Below are 16,169 nucleotides of genomic sequence, written 5' to 3'. Positions count from 1 at the left end.
GAATGACCGGGGTGGCCGGGTCGCCTTTCTTGCCTTCTTCTTTGGCGAAGCAAAGAAGAAGGTCGCCCGCCGGGGCGAGACCCGGCCAATGTGAGATAACACACAGGAAAGCCGCCCCGTAAACCCTCACCGGTTCGAGGCCGACGACCCCACACGCGCGAAAGCCTTACATCCCCAGATACGCCGCCCGCACCTGTTCGTCCTCGATCAGCTCGCGACCGCTTCCGGTCAGGGTGATGTTGCCGGTTTCCAGCACATAGCCCCGGTCGGCGATGGCCAGGGCCGAGAAGGCGTTCTGTTCGGCCAGCACGATGCTCATGCCCTGGGATTTGAGGGTCTTCACCACGTTGAAGACTTCCTCCACCAGCAGCGGGGCGAGGCCCATGGAGGGCTCGTCGAGCAGCAGCAGCTTGGGCCGGCCCATCAGGGCGCGGCCGATGGCCAGCATCTGCTGCTGGCCGCCGGACAGGGTGCCGGCCGGCAGTTTCCGCTTCTCCTTGAGGATGGGGAACATGGCGTAGATCTTCTCCAGATCGCCCTCCACCTGCTGCTTGGGCTGGGTATAGGCGCCCAGGCGCAGGTTGTCCTCGATGGACAGGGGGCCAAACACCTGGCGCCCTTCCGGTGACTGGCAGATGCCTCGGCGCATGCGCATGTCGGCGCGCAGTTTCGAGATGTCCTCGCCGTCAAAGAAGATGTGTCCGGCGCTCATGGGCTGCACACCGGACAGGGCGCGCAGGAAGGTGGTCTTGCCGGCGCCGTTGGCCCCGACCAGGGCCACGGTCTCGCCGCGCCGCACTTCCAGGGAAATCCCCTTGAGGGCCTTGATGCGGCCGTAGCAGCTTTCCAGGCCGTCCACCTTCAGCAACACCTCGGCGGACGTGGTGGACGATTGCAGCTCGCCGGCCGTGCTGCCGCCCAGGCCCACCGAGACCGGCGCCAGGCTGGCCACCTTGTGGAACAGCTCGCGGAATTCGGCCCGCGCGGCGCTGCCAAAAACCGGGTCGTCGTTGTCGAGGAAGGCTGCGTCGATCTCGGCCCAGTCGGCGGGGGTGAGCACTTCCCGGGCGAGGGGGTAGATGTCCTGCTCCTCGGTGCGGATGTGGGCCTTCTGGTCATTAAGGTAGAGACGCAGGGCTTCGGTGAGGCCACCGACCGTGCTGCGCCCGGCCACCGTGTCGGCCAGTTGCTGGCGCAGGGCGGCGAGGTTGTGGGGCGCGTTGCGGTGCTCGGCCTGCAGGCGGTCGAGGAGCGGAGCGGCCGAATCGCTGCGCAGGCGCAGCAGGCGGAACAGGTGCTCGTCTTCCTTGCGGTGATGGCAACCGTCCATGAAGTGCTCGAAGTAGTCGAGCACCGAGCCGATGAAGGCCGGATCGGCCTTCTGGGTCTGCTCCATTTCCTCGATGACCTGGTCGAGGGTGATGGCCAGGCGCCACAGGTTGCGGTGCTCGTCCTTGATGATGCGGAGTGCTTCCATCTTCGTTCTTCCTCGGTCTCAGGCGTGGGCGCCCAGGTAGGCGGCGATCACGTCCGGGTTGCGGCGCACTTCCTCGCCGGTGCCTTCGGCCAGCTTCTTGCCGTAGTCGAGCACCAGGATGCGGTCGGACAGGTTCATGACCATCTTCATGTCGTGCTCGACGAGGACCACGGTGATCCCCGAGTCGGCGACCTTGCGGACCAGCTCGTCCACCTCGATGGTCTCCTTCGGATTGAGGCCGGCGGCCGGCTCGTCGAGGAAGATGACCCGCGGCTTCATGGCCAGGGCGCGGGCGATCTCCAGGCGCTTGAGGGCGCCGTAGGGCATGGAGTCGGCGCGGGCCTCGGCGTACTTCTCCAGGCCGACGAAGCGCATCAGCTCGAGGGCCTCGCCGCGCAGCTCGGCGTCGCGGCGGGTGATGCTCGGGAGGCGCAGGGCGGCCTTGACCAGGTTGCGGTCGAGACGCAGGTGGGCACCCACCATCACGTTCTCGATGGCGCTCATGTTCATGCAGATCTGCAGGTTCTGGAAGGTGCGCGCCACACCGCGGCGGGCCAGCTCGTCCGGCGACTTGCCACCGATGGATTCGCCGTCCAGGCGGATCTCGCCGTGGGTGGGTTTGTAGACCCCGGTGATGAGGTTGAACAGGGTCGTCTTGCCGGCGCCATTGGGGCCGATCACGGCATAGACGATGCCTGCGTCGATGCTGAAGCTCACATCCTGCACGGCTTTCACGCCGCCGAAGTGGATGGAGAGATTGGTGACGTCGAGGAGGGACATGTCAGGACTCCTGAAGGGCCGCCCCGAAGGAGGCCTGCGCCCCCTTGGGGGGCAGCGAATAAGATGAGCGTGGGGGCACCCTTATTCCCCTTTACCGAACTTCGCTGCCAGCGTGGGCACCAGGCCCTTGGGCAGGAAGATCATGCAGATCATCAGGATGGCGCCGAACACCACGGTCTCCCAGCCTTCGAAGGTGGCCAGGGCCTGGGGCAGGGCGGTGAGCAGCACGGCACCGACCAGGGAGCCATAAACCGAGGCCATGCCGCCGATCACCACCATGGTCACCAGCTCGATGGAGTGGAAGAAGTCGGCCAGGTTGGGGGTGACGAAGCCCACGTAATGGGCGGTGATGCTGCCCATCAGGCTGGCAAACACCGCGGACAGCACGAAGATGGCGACCTTGTAGCGGACCACGTCCACACCCACCACGCGGGAGGCGACCTCCGAGCCGTGCAGCGCACGCAGGGCGCGGCCGAAGGGGGAGTCGATGAGGTTGAGGGATGCCCACACGCTCACCGACAGCAGGATCGCCACCACCCAGTACCAGTGCTTGTCACTGTTGAGTTCGAAGCCGAACAGGCCGAAGGCCGGTACCGGCATGCCGTCGGGGCCGCCGGTCCATTGGGCCTCGTTGCGCAGGGCGATGTTGAGGATGATGCCCAGGCCGAGGGTGGCCATGGCCAGGTAATTCCCCTTCAGCTTGAAGATCGGCCGGGCCACCAGCGCGGCCAGCAGGCCGGTGGCTGCAGCGCCGGCCCCCATGGCCAGCAGCGGATGCCAGCCGAAGTGGGTGGGCAGCACCGCCGAAGCGTAGGCTCCGATGCCCAGGAAACCGGCGTGGCCCAGGCTGATCTGACCGGCAAAGCCGATCAGCAGGTTGAGGCCAAGGACGATGACCGCGTTGATGGCCATGCGGATCGCCAGGTCCATGTAGAAGCTGTTGGGCAGCACCAGCGGCAGCAGCGCAAGAATCGCGATGACGATGTACAGCCCGAAGTAGGCGCGTTTCTGCATGTTTACACCCGGTCGGTGACCCGGGCGCCAAACAGGCCGCGGGGCATGAAGAAGAGGATGAAGAGGATCAGCACGAAGGGGATCGCGTCCTTGTAGGCCGACGACAGGTAGCCGGCGCCCATGGATTCGAGGATGCCCACCAGCAGGCCGCCCACCACCGCACCCAGGCCATTGCCCAGACCGCCGAGCACTGCGGCGACGAAGCCCTTGAGGCCCATCATGATCCCGGCGTCGTAGGAGGTGAGGGTGATCGGCGTGACCAGGATGCCGCCGAGGGCCCCCAGGGCTGCCGACATGGCAAAGCTCATGAACAGCACGCCATTGGTGTTGATGCCCACCAGCTCCGCCGCCACCCGGTTGTAGGAGGTGGCCAGCATGGCCTTGCCCGACAGGGTGCGGTTGAAGAAGTACCACAGCACCACCACCACGATGGCGGTGACGCCCAGCACCCACAGGCTCTGGGGCATCAGGGTGGCACCGAGGATCTGGATCGGTTCATCGCCGGAGAAGGCCGGCAGGCTGTGGGTGCCCTTGCCGAAGATCACCGCGGTGAGGCCGCGGATCACCAGGGAGGCGCCGATGGTGATGATGATCAGGGTGACGGTTTCGGCGCCCTTCACCGGCTCGATGGCCAGCTTTTCAATCAGCACCCCGACCACGGCCGGCACCAGGATGGCCAGCACCAGGGCCGCCGGCAGGGGCAGGCCGGACTGCACGAAGCACACCGCCAGCATGCCGCCGAGCATGATGAACTCGCCCTGGGCGAAGTTGATCACGTTGCTGGCGTTGTAGATCAGGGTGAAACCCAGGGCGGCCAGCGCATAGGTGGCGCCCACCGTGACCCCGGAGAAGAGGAATTGCAGGAACTGGGCAAGCATGTTCATTGCCCTCCTGTCCGGTCGGTCTCGCATCGGTGGTTCATGATGTCTCCTGTCGTGATTGTTGTAGGACGGATGACCAGCGCCTTGGAGGCGGGTTCTGTATTTTGTAATCGATTCTGCAGATTAGAAATGATACAAAAACACTAGTCAAGACAAAAATATGTATCGAATCTGCTGTGGGTGCAAAATTGCGCACCGGCTGGTCGCGACAAAACCCCGCCAGGGGGAGTGGCTGGGTGGGAATCAGTGGGAAAACGGGGGGCGAGGTGGCCTGAGCTGGCCATGGCGGACTGCAGCGCAGCCGCGGGAAGGTGTGCTCCGGGAAGCGTGGCCTCACGCCCCCGGGCAGGATCGGGGCAGGATCAGACGGTGGCGGCGGGCTGTTCGCTGTCCCGGGTGGAGCCCAGGCGCAGGGAGAGGGAGCGGGAGGCGCGCTTCAGTTCGGCGATCACCGTGCTGTCGGGGCCCATGTCGATGGACCCTTCGACACCGACGATGATCAGGGCCATGGTGAGCTCGTTCTTGAAGTTGAACACCGGGGCCGACACGGCCTCCACGCCCTTCACCGCATAGTTGCCGGAGATGGCCGAGACACCCCGTTGTTCCACCTCGGCGAGCAGGGCCAGGGCGTCGTCCAGGCTGCGCACGCCGGGGGGCAGGTTGTTGCCGGAGAGCTCCTTAAGGATCAGGGGCTCTACCTGGCTGCGCGGAAGCCAGGTGGCAAACACGCGGCCGGCGGCAGAGTTGAGCAGGCTGAGGCGGGTGCCCGTGACCACGTTGACGGTGATTGCCCGGCGCGGCCGTTCCCAGCGCACCACCACCGGGCCGCTGTCGCCCCACACCGCCAGCGCGGTGGTTTCGTTGATCTGGTCGCGCAGCTCGGCAATGGCGGCCATGCCCACCCGCACCCGGTCCAGGCGGTCGATGGCCACCAGCCCGATGTTGAGCGCGAAGGGGCCCAGGTTGTAGCGGGAGGTGAGGGGGTCCTGCTCCACGAGGCCGGCGCGGATCAGGCTGACCAGGTAGCGGTGAGCCTTGGAGGGCGGCATCTCGGCGGCGGCGGCGATGTCCTTGAGCATCATCGAGCGCTTGCCACCAACCATCGCCTTGAGAATGCCCATGCCCACTTCCAGGGACTGGACTCCGTGTTTGCCTTCCAGTTCTTCGCTCATGATGGTGATTCTCGGGTAAGGTTGCGTCTGTTACGTATTACGCAATAGATTTCATTATAAGAAACAAAGTGTCAAGCCAAGGAGACAAGAAACCATGACAACACGCCTGCGCGTCTATGCCATCGACGGTATCGTTCCGGTGGTTCACCCCAGCGCCCATGTCCATCCGTCCGCCGTGCTCATCGGCGATGTGATCGTCGGCCCCGATTGCTATGTAGGGCCGTGCGCCAGTCTGCGCGGCGACTTCGGCCGCCTGATCCTCGAGCGCGGTGCCAACCTTCAGGATACCTGCGTCATGCACGGTTTTCCCGGCACCGACACGGTGGTGGAGGAAGACGGCCACATCGGCCATGGTGCGGTGCTGCACGGTTGCCGCATCCGGCGCAATGCCCTGGTGGGGATGAACGCGGTGATCATGGACAACGCCATCGTCGGTGAATCGTCCATCGTTGCCGCTTCAGCCTTCGTCAAGGCCGGGATGGAGATCCCGCCCCGTGTGCTGGTCGCCGGTATGCCGGCCAAGGTGATCCGCGAACTCAGTGACGAGGAGATCCGCTGGAAAGGGGAGGGGACAGCGACCTACCAGGACCTGACCCGCCGCTGCCTTGCCACCCTGGTGGAGACCGACCCGCTGAGCGAAGTCGAGCCGGATCGCAAGCGCATCCACATGCCTGATGTGGTGCCGCTGGTGGCGTTGCGCAAGAAGGAGGAGTAACACCCCTGAACTGCTGCGGGGTCGAATTGATTCGACTTCCGATGCTGGCGTGGGTTTGGGTTCCCCCGCTCGGATCACCCGATGGGTGACGCTGAAGGGGCAGGGGAGGCTCGAAAGGTGGCTGGAGGGACGGTAGGGGCGACTTCAGTCGCCCGTTCGCGCGTTGATTAAAGGTAGACCGTTGATTGAAGCCCGCGGGCGACTGAAGTCGCCCCTACCAGTCGCCCTTACCAGTCGGCCCAGCTAGTCGCCCCTGCAGGAGATACCGCGTCAGGCCAGCGGGTCGGCTTCGCGGAAGCGTTCAAGCAGCAGCGGCGAGGCTTCCGGCGTCTGGCCGTTTGCCAGCTGGAAGAGGGTGTCCAGATGGCTCTCGGACGCAGGCAGCAGGCGTCGGTAGACTTCCTTGCACAGCAGGCGAGCCTTCTGGCCCGGCCATTCGGCGGGGAGGAGCACGTCGGGCAGTTCCGGGTCGCGCAGGAGCAGGCGACGGTAGTCGTGGATCAACAAGGTGCGCAGCAGGAAGGCGCTTTCGCCGTCGATGTCCACCTGCACGTCGGCGCGCAGCTGCTCCAGTACCGGCTGGTAGCGCTCGACGAATTCGGCGTACATGCCGGCGAGGCGCTCCAGGTTCCAGGCGCCGTGCACCATGTCCACATCGTTGGCGGCGTTGCCAAACTGGGCGTCGGCGGCCAGCAGGGGCTTGAGCTTGCCCAGCAGGTCGGCCAGGCCCTCGGCGATCAGGGCATCGAAGGCTGCCGAGAGGTCGGCGCTGGGATGCACGAAGAAGTTTCCGCCAATGACCCCGAAGCCCTGCCAGAACAAGGCCCGGCGCAGGGCCTCGCGCTCCTTGGGGGCGAGCTCGCCGACCGTCACGATCAGGCGCCAGCGGCGGTCCCACTGGGGGGCGCTGGAGGCGTAGATGTGGCGGGAGGCTTCCTCGAAGCGGCGCTGACCGGAGGGCGTCAGCAGATAATCGGTACGCCGGCCCGAGGGCTCGGTGCGCAGCCATTCTTCCTTGGCGAGACGGAACACCGAGGTGCGTATCAGGCGTTCATTGAGCTCCAGGGGCTCGAGGAGGCGGATCAGGCTGCCCAGCCAGATCCGGCCGCCGCGGGGCAGTACGGCATCACCAAAAACCGAGATGATGAGGGAGCCGGCCTGCACGCGGCCCTGCTGGCGGAAGTCGTCGAGACGTTTCTGGATCGGGGGAAGCACTTGATCTGCCGCGTGATTCTGGCGTGAAACGCGGCAGTGTAGCGACTCGCTGACGTTCTGGGTAGCGTGCCTCCGGCGCCGTTCAGAAGGTGAGAAGGTGATCTGCATCGGCCACCACGGGTTGCTGCTGGGCAAAGAAACCCTCGGTATGAATGCGTTCCCGGACGGCGCCGAGGGCCGTTACGGTGGCCACGCAACTGTCCACGAAGGCCGGGCTGCCGGCGGCAAAGATGGTGTGTTTCGACAGATCGGGGAAGAGCCCGGGCAGCACCGCATCGATGCGTCCGGCCAGGCAGCCGTCGCGGCTTTCGCGGGTCAGGGTGATCTTGTAGTCGAAGCTGCGGTGCTTGGTGCGCCACCAGGCCAGCATGCCCCGGCCGTATACGTCGGCTTCGCTGCGGGCCGAGAAGAGCAGAGTCACCGGCTTGCGGAAGCCCCGCCGCAGAGCGGCTTCGGTGAGGGCCAGGATGGGGGCCAGACCCGTGCCGGCGGCCAGGCACAGCACCGGGGTGTCCACGCCGGGGTCCCCGATGAAGGTGCCGTAGGCGCCTGATACCTTGACGCTTTCGCCTACGCCCAGGCTGTCGTGAACCCAGTTGCTGGTCACGCCGCCATCGGCGCGGGCCACCTGCAGCACCAGTTCGCCGTCGGGGCGCGGGGCGTTGGAGATGGAGTAGGCGCGGGCCGGAATGTCGGCGCGCGGGTTGCCCAGCGTCACGTACTGGCCGGGCCAGTAACGGATGGGCTGACCCACCGGGCGCAGGCGCAGCTCCACCACCCGCTCGGCGACGCTGCGCTTGTCGGTGACGACGAAGAGGGCGTCCTCCCGGGGCGGAAAGAGCTTGGGCCGGGCATCCTCGGTGCCCCATTCGATGCTCAGTTCGTCGGAGATCGGCTTGGCCATGCACATCAGGCCATAGCCCTGGCGCCGCTCTTCCTGGGACAAGGCCATGTCGAGCACCATGCCCTGGTCGAACTGACCGGAGGTGACCTTGACCTTGCATTCGCCGCAGGCGCCAGCACGGCAGTTGTTGGGCAGGGCGTAACCAGCCTTCTCGAGGGCCATCAGTACGGTGTCGCCATAGGCGCAGTCCACCGACTTGCCCGAGGGTTGCATGATGATGCGGGACATTGAAGATTCCTGTCAGGTTGGGGTCGTTTTCAGCGGGGCAGGGGCGTGTAGGGGCGACTTGTAGGGGCGACTTCAGTCGCCCATCCGATCGTTGATCACCAGCAAAGCGTTGACCGGAGTCCGCGGGCGACTGAAGTCGCCCCTACATCACGTCGGGATGACCCCTACACTGCCCCTGCGGTCCTGAGTCAGAACACGGGGATGATGTCTTCCATGTCCAGGTCGCTGACTTCCTGGCCGGTGATGCCCACTTCGGGGATGGCCGGGAAGGGGATGTTGTAGCGGTCAAGGACGCCCTTCAGGTTGATCATGGCGTTCTTCCAGTTCTGCAGCTTGGCCTCGTAGGTGGGGATGCCGAAACCGGCGCCGCGGGCCACTTCCTCGGCTTCGCGCTGGTTGTCGATGAAGTCGGCGGGCAGGTCCCAGAACTCCATCGGCGGTTCGAACAGCACGGCGGACAGGAACAGGTAGCCGGCGCGGATCTGCTTGGTGACGATGGCCTTGGTCTCTTCCTTGAGGCCCGGGTAGTCGCGCTCCATCACGGCCATGCAGATGGCCATGTGGCGGCCCTCGTCACGGCCGATGTTCTTGAAGCCTTCCTTGAAGACGGCTTCGCGGGAGTTGTCGAACATCTGCTTGAAGATGGTGGCAGCGGCGATCTCGCCCATCAGGAAGGAACTGAACAGCACGGCCAGGTCGTACTTGGGCACGGCCTGCTTGTAGCCGGACCAGTAGCGGCCACCATTGAAATACAACCAGCGCACGTTCTTCTGCAGGCGCTTGCCCAGCTCGGTCTTGGGCTCGTAGGTCAGCGGGTCCGGGTGGCCGAGCATCCTGGTGATGGCCAGGCCACACATGATTTCGTGGTTCTGCTCGTCCCGGGTCACCGAGAAGAAGCACTTGCGCACCGGGTCTTCCTCATGGACCTCGTAGGTCTTGATCAGCGCCTCGGCGAAAACCGGGGGAGCGGAAGCGTCGAACACCGACAGCAGGCTCCACCAGTAGGCAATGGATTCGCGCTCTTCCCAGCTGTAGCTGTCCACGTCCAGGGTGTCCCAGGGGAGCTTCTCCGGGTCCCAGTTCTCGCGCAGGGCGGCCTCCCAGACTTCCTGCAGCTTCTTGGTCTTGCTGTTCCAGGACAGGGGATAGATGTTGGGCTGCGGCGTTTCCGGCGGGAACTCCATCTTGTCGGCAAAACGTTCCTTGTGACTGGCCATGACTCCTCCTTGTGTGATTCCGGTTGTGTTTTATACGGTGCAAACCCATGCGGTTTGTGAGGTTAATAGTGATACAAAAATATTTGTGGCGTCAACAAAAATGTATCGTAATTGATCTTGGGAGGAAAACTTGAAACTTGCTGCGCATGCCTGAGAAAATCGGTTTGCGAGCGATTTTTGTTGTTTAAGTATTTGTTTAATATCAAATTTCTGATTTGTAAATCAGTTATGGAATGTAGAATTTATGTGTTTTCTAACAGATTTATTTGATACTCGGCATTGACATAGATCATGTGTCTTTGTAACGTTTGCATCAGGAGAACAAACCCAACCGGAGACAAGACAATGACTCACCCCCTGTTCGAGAAGCATCGCGCCACCCTGGAGGGCGCCCTCGGTGCCATCGCCACCCGCAGCTACTGGTCGGCCTTCCCGGAGATGCCCAGCCCCAAGCTCTACGGCGAGACGGCTCCCGATGACGGCAAGCGCGCCTTCGAAGCCCATCTGGGCAAGCCGTTCGAACTGGGTCAGCCGGGCCAGAGCGGCTGGCATGGTGGTGAGTCCTCGCCCTACGGCGTGGCCCTGGACGTGAGCTATCCGGTGTGTGATCCGGAAGCCTTGATCGCCGCCGGCCTTGAGGCCATGAAGGGCTGGCAGGCCGTGGGTGCCGATGGCCGCACCGGCATCTGTCTGGAGATCCTCGACCGCCTCAACAAGCAGAGCTTCGAGCTGGCTCACGCGGTGATGATGACCACCGGCCAGGGCTGGATGATGGCCTTCCAGGCTGGCGCGCCCCACGCCCAGGATCGCGGCCTCGAGGCCGTGGCCTACGCCTGGCGCGAACAGAGCTTCGTGCCCGCCGAGGCCGTGTGGGAAAAGCCCCAGGGCAAGAACCCGGCGCTGGTCATGAAGAAGCACTTCCAGATCGTCGGCCGCGGCATCGGCCTGGTGGTGGGCTGCGGCACTTTCCCCACCTGGAACACCTATCCGGGCCTGTTCGCGGCGCTGTCCACCGGCAACGCGGTGATCGTCAAGCCCCACAGCAATGCCATCCTGCCGGCCGCCATCACCGTGCGCACCGTCCGCGCCGTGCTGGCCGAAAACGGAATCGACCCCAACCTGGTCAGCCTGTGCGTCACCGATAAGCGCGCCACCACCCAGGCCCTGGCCACCCACCCGGCGGTCAAGTCGGTGGATTTCACCGGCGGCAACGTATTTGGCCAGTGGCTCATCGACAATAGCCGCCAGGCCCAGGTGTATGCCGAGCTGGCTGGCGTGAACAACATCGTCATCGACTCCACCAACGCCTACAAGGCGATGCTGGGCAACCTGGCCTTCACCCTGTCCCTGTACTCCGGCCAGATGTGCACCACCTCCCAGGCCATCTTCGTGCCGGCCGGTGGTATCCAGACCGAAGACGGCCCCAGGAGCTATGACGAGTTCTGCGCCGATCTGGCCAAGGCCATCGAGCGCTTCCTGTCCAAGCCCGAAGTGGCCCACGCCGTGCTGGGCGCGATCCAGTCCGCCGACACCGCCGAGCGCATCGAGCTGGCCAACAGCGGTGCGCTGGGTAAGGTGGTGCTGGCTTCCGTCGCCCTGGAGAACCCCGAGTTCCCGGCTGCCAAGGTGCGCACCCCGGTGCTGCTGGCCTGCGATGCCGCCGATGAAAAGGCCTACATGGAAGAGCGCTTCGGCCCGATCAGCTTCATCGTCAAGGTGGCCGACACGGCCGCCGCCATCGCCCTGTCCGAGCGGGTCGTCAGCACCCACGGCGCTCTCACTGCCGGCGTGTATTCCACCCAGCAGAGCGTCATCGACGCCATGACCGAAGCCACCTGGCGCAGCAAGGTCGCCCTGTCCATCAACCTCACCGGCGGCGTCTTCGTCAATCAGTCGGCGGCCTACTCCGACTACCACGGCACCGGCGGCAACCCCGCGGCCAACGCGTCCTACGCGGATTCAGCCTTCGTCGCCAACCGCTTCCGCGTTGTGCAGCGTCGCTTTCACGCCTGAGGACCCGCCATGGACTACAAGAACATCCTCTTCACGGTGGAGGCGGGCGTCGCTCGCCTGACCCTCAACCGCCCCGACAAGCTCAACAGCTTCACCGGCGAGATGCATGCCGAGCTGCGTGACGCCCTCGACGCCATCCAGGCCGACCCGGCTGTCCGTGTGCTGGTGTTGACCGGCGCCGGCCGGGCCTTCTGCGCCGGTCAGGATCTGGCCGACCCGGACATGGCCCGCACCCCCAGCGGCGGCATGCCGGACATCGGCAACGTGGTCGAGAAGAACTACAAGCCCCTGGTGCTGCGCCTGCAGAACCTGCGCGTGCCCACCATCGCGGCCGTCAATGGTATCGCCGCCGGCGCCGGCGCCAGCGTGGCTCTGGCCTGTGATCTGGTGGTGGCCAGCAAGTCGGCCTCCTTCCTGCAGGCCTTCAGCAAGATCGGCCTGGTGCCGGACACGGGCGGCACCTGGTTCCTGCCCCAGCGCGTCGGCATGGCCCGGGCCATGGGCCTGGCCCTGCTGGCCGACAAGCTGCCCGCCGAGAAGGCCGCCGACTGGGGCCTGATCTGGGCCGCCTACGACGACGCCGAGTTTGCCGCCAAGGTGGACGCCATGGCCGCCCAGCTGGCCGTGATGCCCACCAAGGCCCTGGTGCGGACCCGCCAGGCCATGCACGCCGCGCCCGGCCACACCCTGGAGCAGCAACTCTCCTTTGAAGGCGGCTTCATGCGCGAGCTGGGCTGGAGCCCGGATTACGCCGAAGGCGTGGCCGCCTTCATGGAAAAGCGCGCACCGAAGTTCACCGGGGAATGAGCGTGAGTCAGCCCCTCTCCACCCAATCCGTCGTCGCCGTGGTCGGCACCGGTGCCATGGGCGCCGGCATCGCCCAGGTGGCGGCTGCCGCCGGCCATGTGGTCAAGCTGCTGGACAATCGCCCGGAAGCCGCAGCCAAGGCCGTTGCCGGCATCCAGGCCCAGTTCGGCAAGCTCGCCGACAAGGGCAAGCTGAGCCCCGAGGCGGCCCAGGCCGCCAGTGCCCGCCTGATCCCAGTGGAAAACCTGGCCGATCTGGCTGATGCCGCCCTGGTGGTCGAGGCCATCGTCGAGAGCCTCGAGGCCAAGCAGAAGCTCTACCGGGATCTGGAGGACATCGTCGGCGCCGACTGCATCTTCGGCACCAACACCTCGTCCATCTCGGTCACGGCCATCGGCTCGGCCCTGAAGCGCCCGGAACGTCTGGCCGGCCTGCATTTCTTCAACCCCGCACCGTTGATGGCCCTGGTGGAGATCGTTTCCGGCCTGGCCACCGACAAGGCCGTGGCCGACACCCTGTTCGCCACCGCCGCCGCCTGGGGCAAGACGCCGGTGCATGCCCGCTCCACCCCCGGCTTCATCGTCAACCGGGTGGCCCGGCCCTACTACGCCGAAGCCCTGCGCATCCTCAACGAGGGCGGCGCTGACTGCGCCACCCTCGACGCGATCATGCGCGAGGCGGGCGGCTTCCGCATGGGGCCCTTCGAGCTGATGGACATGATCGGCCACGATGTGAACTTCGCCGTGACCCGCTCGGTGTGGAACGCCTTCTACAACGATCAGCGTTTTCTCCCCTCCCTGATCCAGCAGGAACTGGTGGATGCCGGCTTCTACGGTCGCAAGAGCGGGCGTGGCTTCTATGACTACCGGGAAGGCGCCGAGCGTCCGCAGGCGAAGAGCGCCGTGGCCCAGGGCGTGCCCGACACCATCGTTCTCCACGGTGATTCCGCCGCCGCCCAGGCCCTGGCCGACCGCCTTCACGAGCGTGGTGTGGCCTACACCTGGGGCGAGGCCACCGACGGACGCCTTGCCGAAGCGGGCGATGCAGTGATCTTCATTACCGACGGGCGCACCGCCACCCGCCGGGCCTCGGATACCGGTATCGCCAATACGGTGCTGATCGACCTCGCCCTCGACTACACGAGCGCCACACGCATTGCCGTCAGCACGGCGCAGAGCTGCTGGGCGCCGGCCGTCGGTGCAGCCATCGGCCTGCTGCAGGCCGCCGGCTTTGCCGTGTCGCGCCTGGGCGATGTGCCCGGCCTGGCGGTGATGCGCACCGTCGCCATGCTCGCCAACGAGGCCGCCGATGCGGTGAACCAGGGCGTCTGTGACGCTGCGGCGGCCGATGCGGCCATGCGCCTGGGGGTGAACTACCCCCGCGGCCCCCTGGCCTGGGCCGATGCCGCAGGCCTGCCCGTCATCTGTACGGTGCTGACCCATCTGGGGCAGTTCTACGGAGAAGACCGCTACCGCATCTCGCCTCTCATCCAGCAACAGGTTTATGCAGGAAAGAAAATCCATGACCGCTGAAACTTCCCTCGCCACCGTGGCCGTCCCGACCGATCCCCAGGCCCTCGCCGAGGCGGTCGCCACCGCCATGTGGGCCCGTGACCGGGCCGCCAACGCGCTGGGCATGCGCATCGACGAGGTTCGCCAGGGCTATGCGCGCCTGTCGATGCCGGTGCGCGGCGACATGGTCAATGGCCATCACATCTGCCACGGCGGCCTGATCTTTTCCCTGGCCGATACGGCTTTCGCCTACGCCTGCAACAGCTACAACAAGAATACGGTCGCTTCCGCCTGTCACATCGACTTCCTGGCTCCGGGCAAGGAGGGTGACACCCTGGCAGCCGAGGCCGTGGAGATGTCCGCCTCCGGCCGCACCGGGGTGTACGACGTGACCGTGCGCGACAGTGCCGGCAAGACCGTGGCCCTGTTCCGGGGCAAGAGCTACCGCATCTCCGGCGAGGTCATCGCCGGCCTGGATGCCGAAAAGGCCTGAACGGCACCACCGAACAAAACACAAGACGAGGAGACAAGCATGACCGCCAAGCATCCCCAACCGGGCGAACTGGACCCCATCGAGACCGCCAGCCGCGACGAGATCTCGGCGCTCCAGCTGGAGCGCCTGAAATGGTCCGTGCGCCACACCTACGACAACGTCGAGCCCTACCGCAAGAAGTGCCTTGAGAAGGGTGTGCATCCGGACGATCTGAACACCCTGGCTGATCTTGCCAAGTTCCCCTTCATGACCAAGCTGGATCTGCGTGACAACTACCCCTTCGGGCTGTTCGCCGTGCCGCGCAGCAAGGTGGCGCGCCTGCATGCCTCGTCGGGCACCACCGGCAAGTCGGTGGTGGTGGGTTACACCAAGCGCGACATCGACAACTGGGCAGACGTCGTGGCCCGCTCCATCCGCGCCGCGGGTGGCCGGCCGGGCGACATGGTGCATGTGGCCTACGGCTACGGCATGTTCACCGGTGGCCTGGGCGCCCACTACGGCGTCGAGCGCCTGGGCTGTACGGCGGTGCCCATGTCCGGCGGCCAGACCGAGAAGCAGGTCCAGCAGATCATGGACTTCAAGCCCGAGATCATCATGGTCACCCCGTCCTACTCCCTGGTGATCGCCGAGGAGTTCGAGCGCCTGGGCATCAAGCCCGACGAAATCTCCCTCAAGGTCGGCATCTTCGGGGCCGAGCCCTGGGGCCAGGGCATGCGCGCCGAGATCGAACGCAAGCTGGGCATCGACGCCATCGACATCTATGGCCTGACCGAAGTCATGGGCCCGGGCGTGGCCTGCGAGTGCATCGAGTCCAAGGACGGCCCGGTGATCTGGGAAGACCACTTCTACCCCGAGATCATCGACCCCGAAACCGGCGAAGTGCTGCCCGATGGCGAGGAGGGTGAGCTGGTGTTCACCTCCCTGACCAAGGAGGCCTTCCCGGTCATCCGCTACCGCACCCGCGACCTGACCCGCCTGCTCAAGCCCACCTCCCGGTCCTTCCGGCGCATGGACAAGATCGTCGGCCGCTCCGACGACATGCTCATCGTGCGCGGCGTGAATGTCTTCCCGACCCAGATCGAGGAGCAGATCCTGCGCGAGCCGCGCCTCACCGGCAACTACCAGATCGTGCTGACCCGCGACGGCCACCTGGACAACGTGGAAGTGCGCTGCGAACTGCAGCGCGAGCTGTCCGGCAATGTGGGCCGCGGCACCATCGAAGAGATCAGCCGCAGCGTCGCCCAGCACATCAAGACCATCATCGGCATCAGCACCAAGGTGAACGTGATGGACTTCGACAGCATCCCCCGCACCCAGACCGGCAAGGCCCGCCGCGTCATCGATCAGCGCCCCAAGCAAATTTGAGAACGCCGAATAAATCTACTGCGCGTCCCGATCTCGCAACTCCGGTGCTCGCTGTACTCCAGTACAGCTCCGCTCCTCGTTGCGACCTCGGGCCTGCTCGCGACGATTTCTTCAGCATTCTAGGCACAGAGGAACAGTTCAAATGAACGAAGCATTTATCTGCGACGCCATCCGCACCCCTATCGGCCGCTACGGCGGCACGCTGGCGAGCGTGCGTCCGGACGACCTGGGCGCGGTGCCCCTCAAGGCCCTGATGGCCCGCAACCCGCAGGTGGACTGGACGGCTGTCGAGGACATCATCTACGGCTGCGCCAACCAGGCCGGCGAGGACAACCGCAACGTGGCGCGCATGTCGGGCCTGCTGGCCGGGCTGCCCA

At 65.4% G+C, this 16,169-nt stretch carries 14 protein-coding genes and 1 pseudogene; 7 read left to right on the top strand and 8 right to left on the bottom strand.

The genetic code is table 11. The features are described 5' to 3' along the window. Positions 1–166 precede the first annotated feature (166 nt). From ACIQ09_RS18285 to ACIQ09_RS18265, 5 genes are all read right to left on the bottom strand, one after another. Entirely contained in the window at positions 167–1,477 is a 1,311-nt protein-coding gene (locus ACIQ09_RS18285; protein WP_398313180.1) for an ATP-binding cassette domain-containing protein, read from the bottom strand. A gap of 18 nt (positions 1,478–1,495) precedes the next feature. Beyond that, positions 1,496–2,257 (bottom strand): ABC transporter ATP-binding protein, encoded by a 762-nt coding sequence (locus ACIQ09_RS18280; RefSeq protein ID WP_398313178.1) that lies wholly within the window; start codon positions 2,255–2,257, stop codon positions 1,496–1,498. An 81-nt stretch (positions 2,258–2,338) separates the two neighbouring features. Further along, a complete protein-coding gene (locus ACIQ09_RS18275) occupies positions 2,339–3,271 on the bottom strand; it encodes a branched-chain amino acid ABC transporter permease (RefSeq protein ID WP_367113331.1) in 933 nt (310 codons plus the stop codon). Positions 3,272–3,273: 2 nt separating this feature from the next. Then, positions 3,274–4,155, bottom strand: a complete 882-nt coding sequence (locus ACIQ09_RS18270) for a branched-chain amino acid ABC transporter permease (RefSeq protein ID WP_398313175.1) — start codon at positions 4,153–4,155, stop codon at positions 3,274–3,276. A 359-nt stretch (positions 4,156–4,514) separates the two neighbouring features. Next, positions 4,515–5,324, bottom strand: a complete 810-nt coding sequence (locus ACIQ09_RS18265; protein WP_398313173.1) for an IclR family transcriptional regulator — start codon at positions 5,322–5,324, stop codon at positions 4,515–4,517. A gap of 94 nt (positions 5,325–5,418) precedes the next feature. Between ACIQ09_RS18265 and paaY the strand changes: the two genes are divergently transcribed. Further along, the gene (gene paaY / locus ACIQ09_RS18260; RefSeq protein ID WP_398313171.1) at positions 5,419–6,039 is read left to right on the top strand and encodes a phenylacetic acid degradation protein PaaY; all 621 of its coding nucleotides are present in this window, start codon (positions 5,419–5,421) and stop codon (positions 6,037–6,039) included. A 270-nt stretch (positions 6,040–6,309) separates the two neighbouring features. On the opposite strand, the gene paaX is transcribed toward paaY, so the two are convergent. The 3 genes from paaX to ACIQ09_RS18245 form a co-directional block, all read right to left on the bottom strand. After that, entirely contained in the window at positions 6,310–7,254 is a 945-nt protein-coding gene (gene paaX, locus ACIQ09_RS18255; RefSeq protein WP_398313169.1) for a phenylacetic acid degradation operon negative regulatory protein PaaX, read from the bottom strand. Between the two features lie 82 nt (positions 7,255–7,336). Next, positions 7,337–8,386, bottom strand: coding sequence for a 2Fe-2S iron-sulfur cluster-binding protein (locus ACIQ09_RS18250; RefSeq protein WP_398313167.1), 1,050 nt, complete (start codon positions 8,384–8,386; stop codon positions 7,337–7,339). Positions 8,387–8,574: 188 nt separating this feature from the next. Then, positions 8,575–9,603 (bottom strand): hypothetical protein, encoded by a 1,029-nt coding sequence (locus ACIQ09_RS18245; protein ID WP_398313166.1) that lies wholly within the window; start codon positions 9,601–9,603, stop codon positions 8,575–8,577. A 345-nt stretch (positions 9,604–9,948) separates the two neighbouring features. On the opposite strand from ACIQ09_RS18245, the gene paaN reads away from it, so the two are divergent. From paaN to ACIQ09_RS18215, 6 genes and pseudogenes are all read left to right on the top strand, one after another. Beyond that, positions 9,949–11,616, top strand: a complete 1,668-nt coding sequence (gene paaN / locus ACIQ09_RS18240; protein WP_398313165.1) for a phenylacetic acid degradation protein PaaN — start codon at positions 9,949–9,951, stop codon at positions 11,614–11,616. A gap of 9 nt (positions 11,617–11,625) precedes the next feature. After that, positions 11,626–12,423, top strand: coding sequence for a 2-(1,2-epoxy-1,2-dihydrophenyl)acetyl-CoA isomerase PaaG (gene paaG, locus ACIQ09_RS18235; protein WP_398313163.1), 798 nt, complete (start codon positions 11,626–11,628; stop codon positions 12,421–12,423). Beyond that, positions 12,420–13,955, top strand: coding sequence for a 3-hydroxyacyl-CoA dehydrogenase PaaH (gene paaH, locus ACIQ09_RS18230; RefSeq protein ID WP_398313161.1), 1,536 nt, complete (start codon positions 12,420–12,422; stop codon positions 13,953–13,955). The genes paaG and paaH overlap by 4 nt, the downstream gene beginning before the upstream one ends. Next, positions 13,945–14,427 (top strand): hydroxyphenylacetyl-CoA thioesterase PaaI, encoded by a 483-nt coding sequence (paaI, locus tag ACIQ09_RS18225; protein ID WP_398313159.1) that lies wholly within the window; start codon positions 13,945–13,947, stop codon positions 14,425–14,427. Before paaH ends, paaI begins: the two co-directional genes overlap by 11 nt. Before the next feature lie 39 nt (positions 14,428–14,466). After that, positions 14,467–15,792 (top strand): phenylacetate--CoA ligase PaaK, encoded by a 1,326-nt coding sequence (gene paaK, locus ACIQ09_RS18220; RefSeq protein ID WP_398313157.1) that lies wholly within the window; start codon positions 14,467–14,469, stop codon positions 15,790–15,792. A gap of 142 nt (positions 15,793–15,934) precedes the next feature. After that, positions 15,935–16,169: pseudogene (locus tag ACIQ09_RS18215) on the top strand (3-oxoadipyl-CoA thiolase); the annotation flags it as partial.

It is taken from the genome of Zoogloea sp. (genome assembly GCF_044344315.1).
Lineage (GTDB): Bacteria > Pseudomonadota > Gammaproteobacteria > Burkholderiales > Rhodocyclaceae > Zoogloea.
The sequence above is the reverse complement of the archived record's forward strand: the minus strand, read 5'-3'. Positions and strand labels throughout refer to the sequence as shown.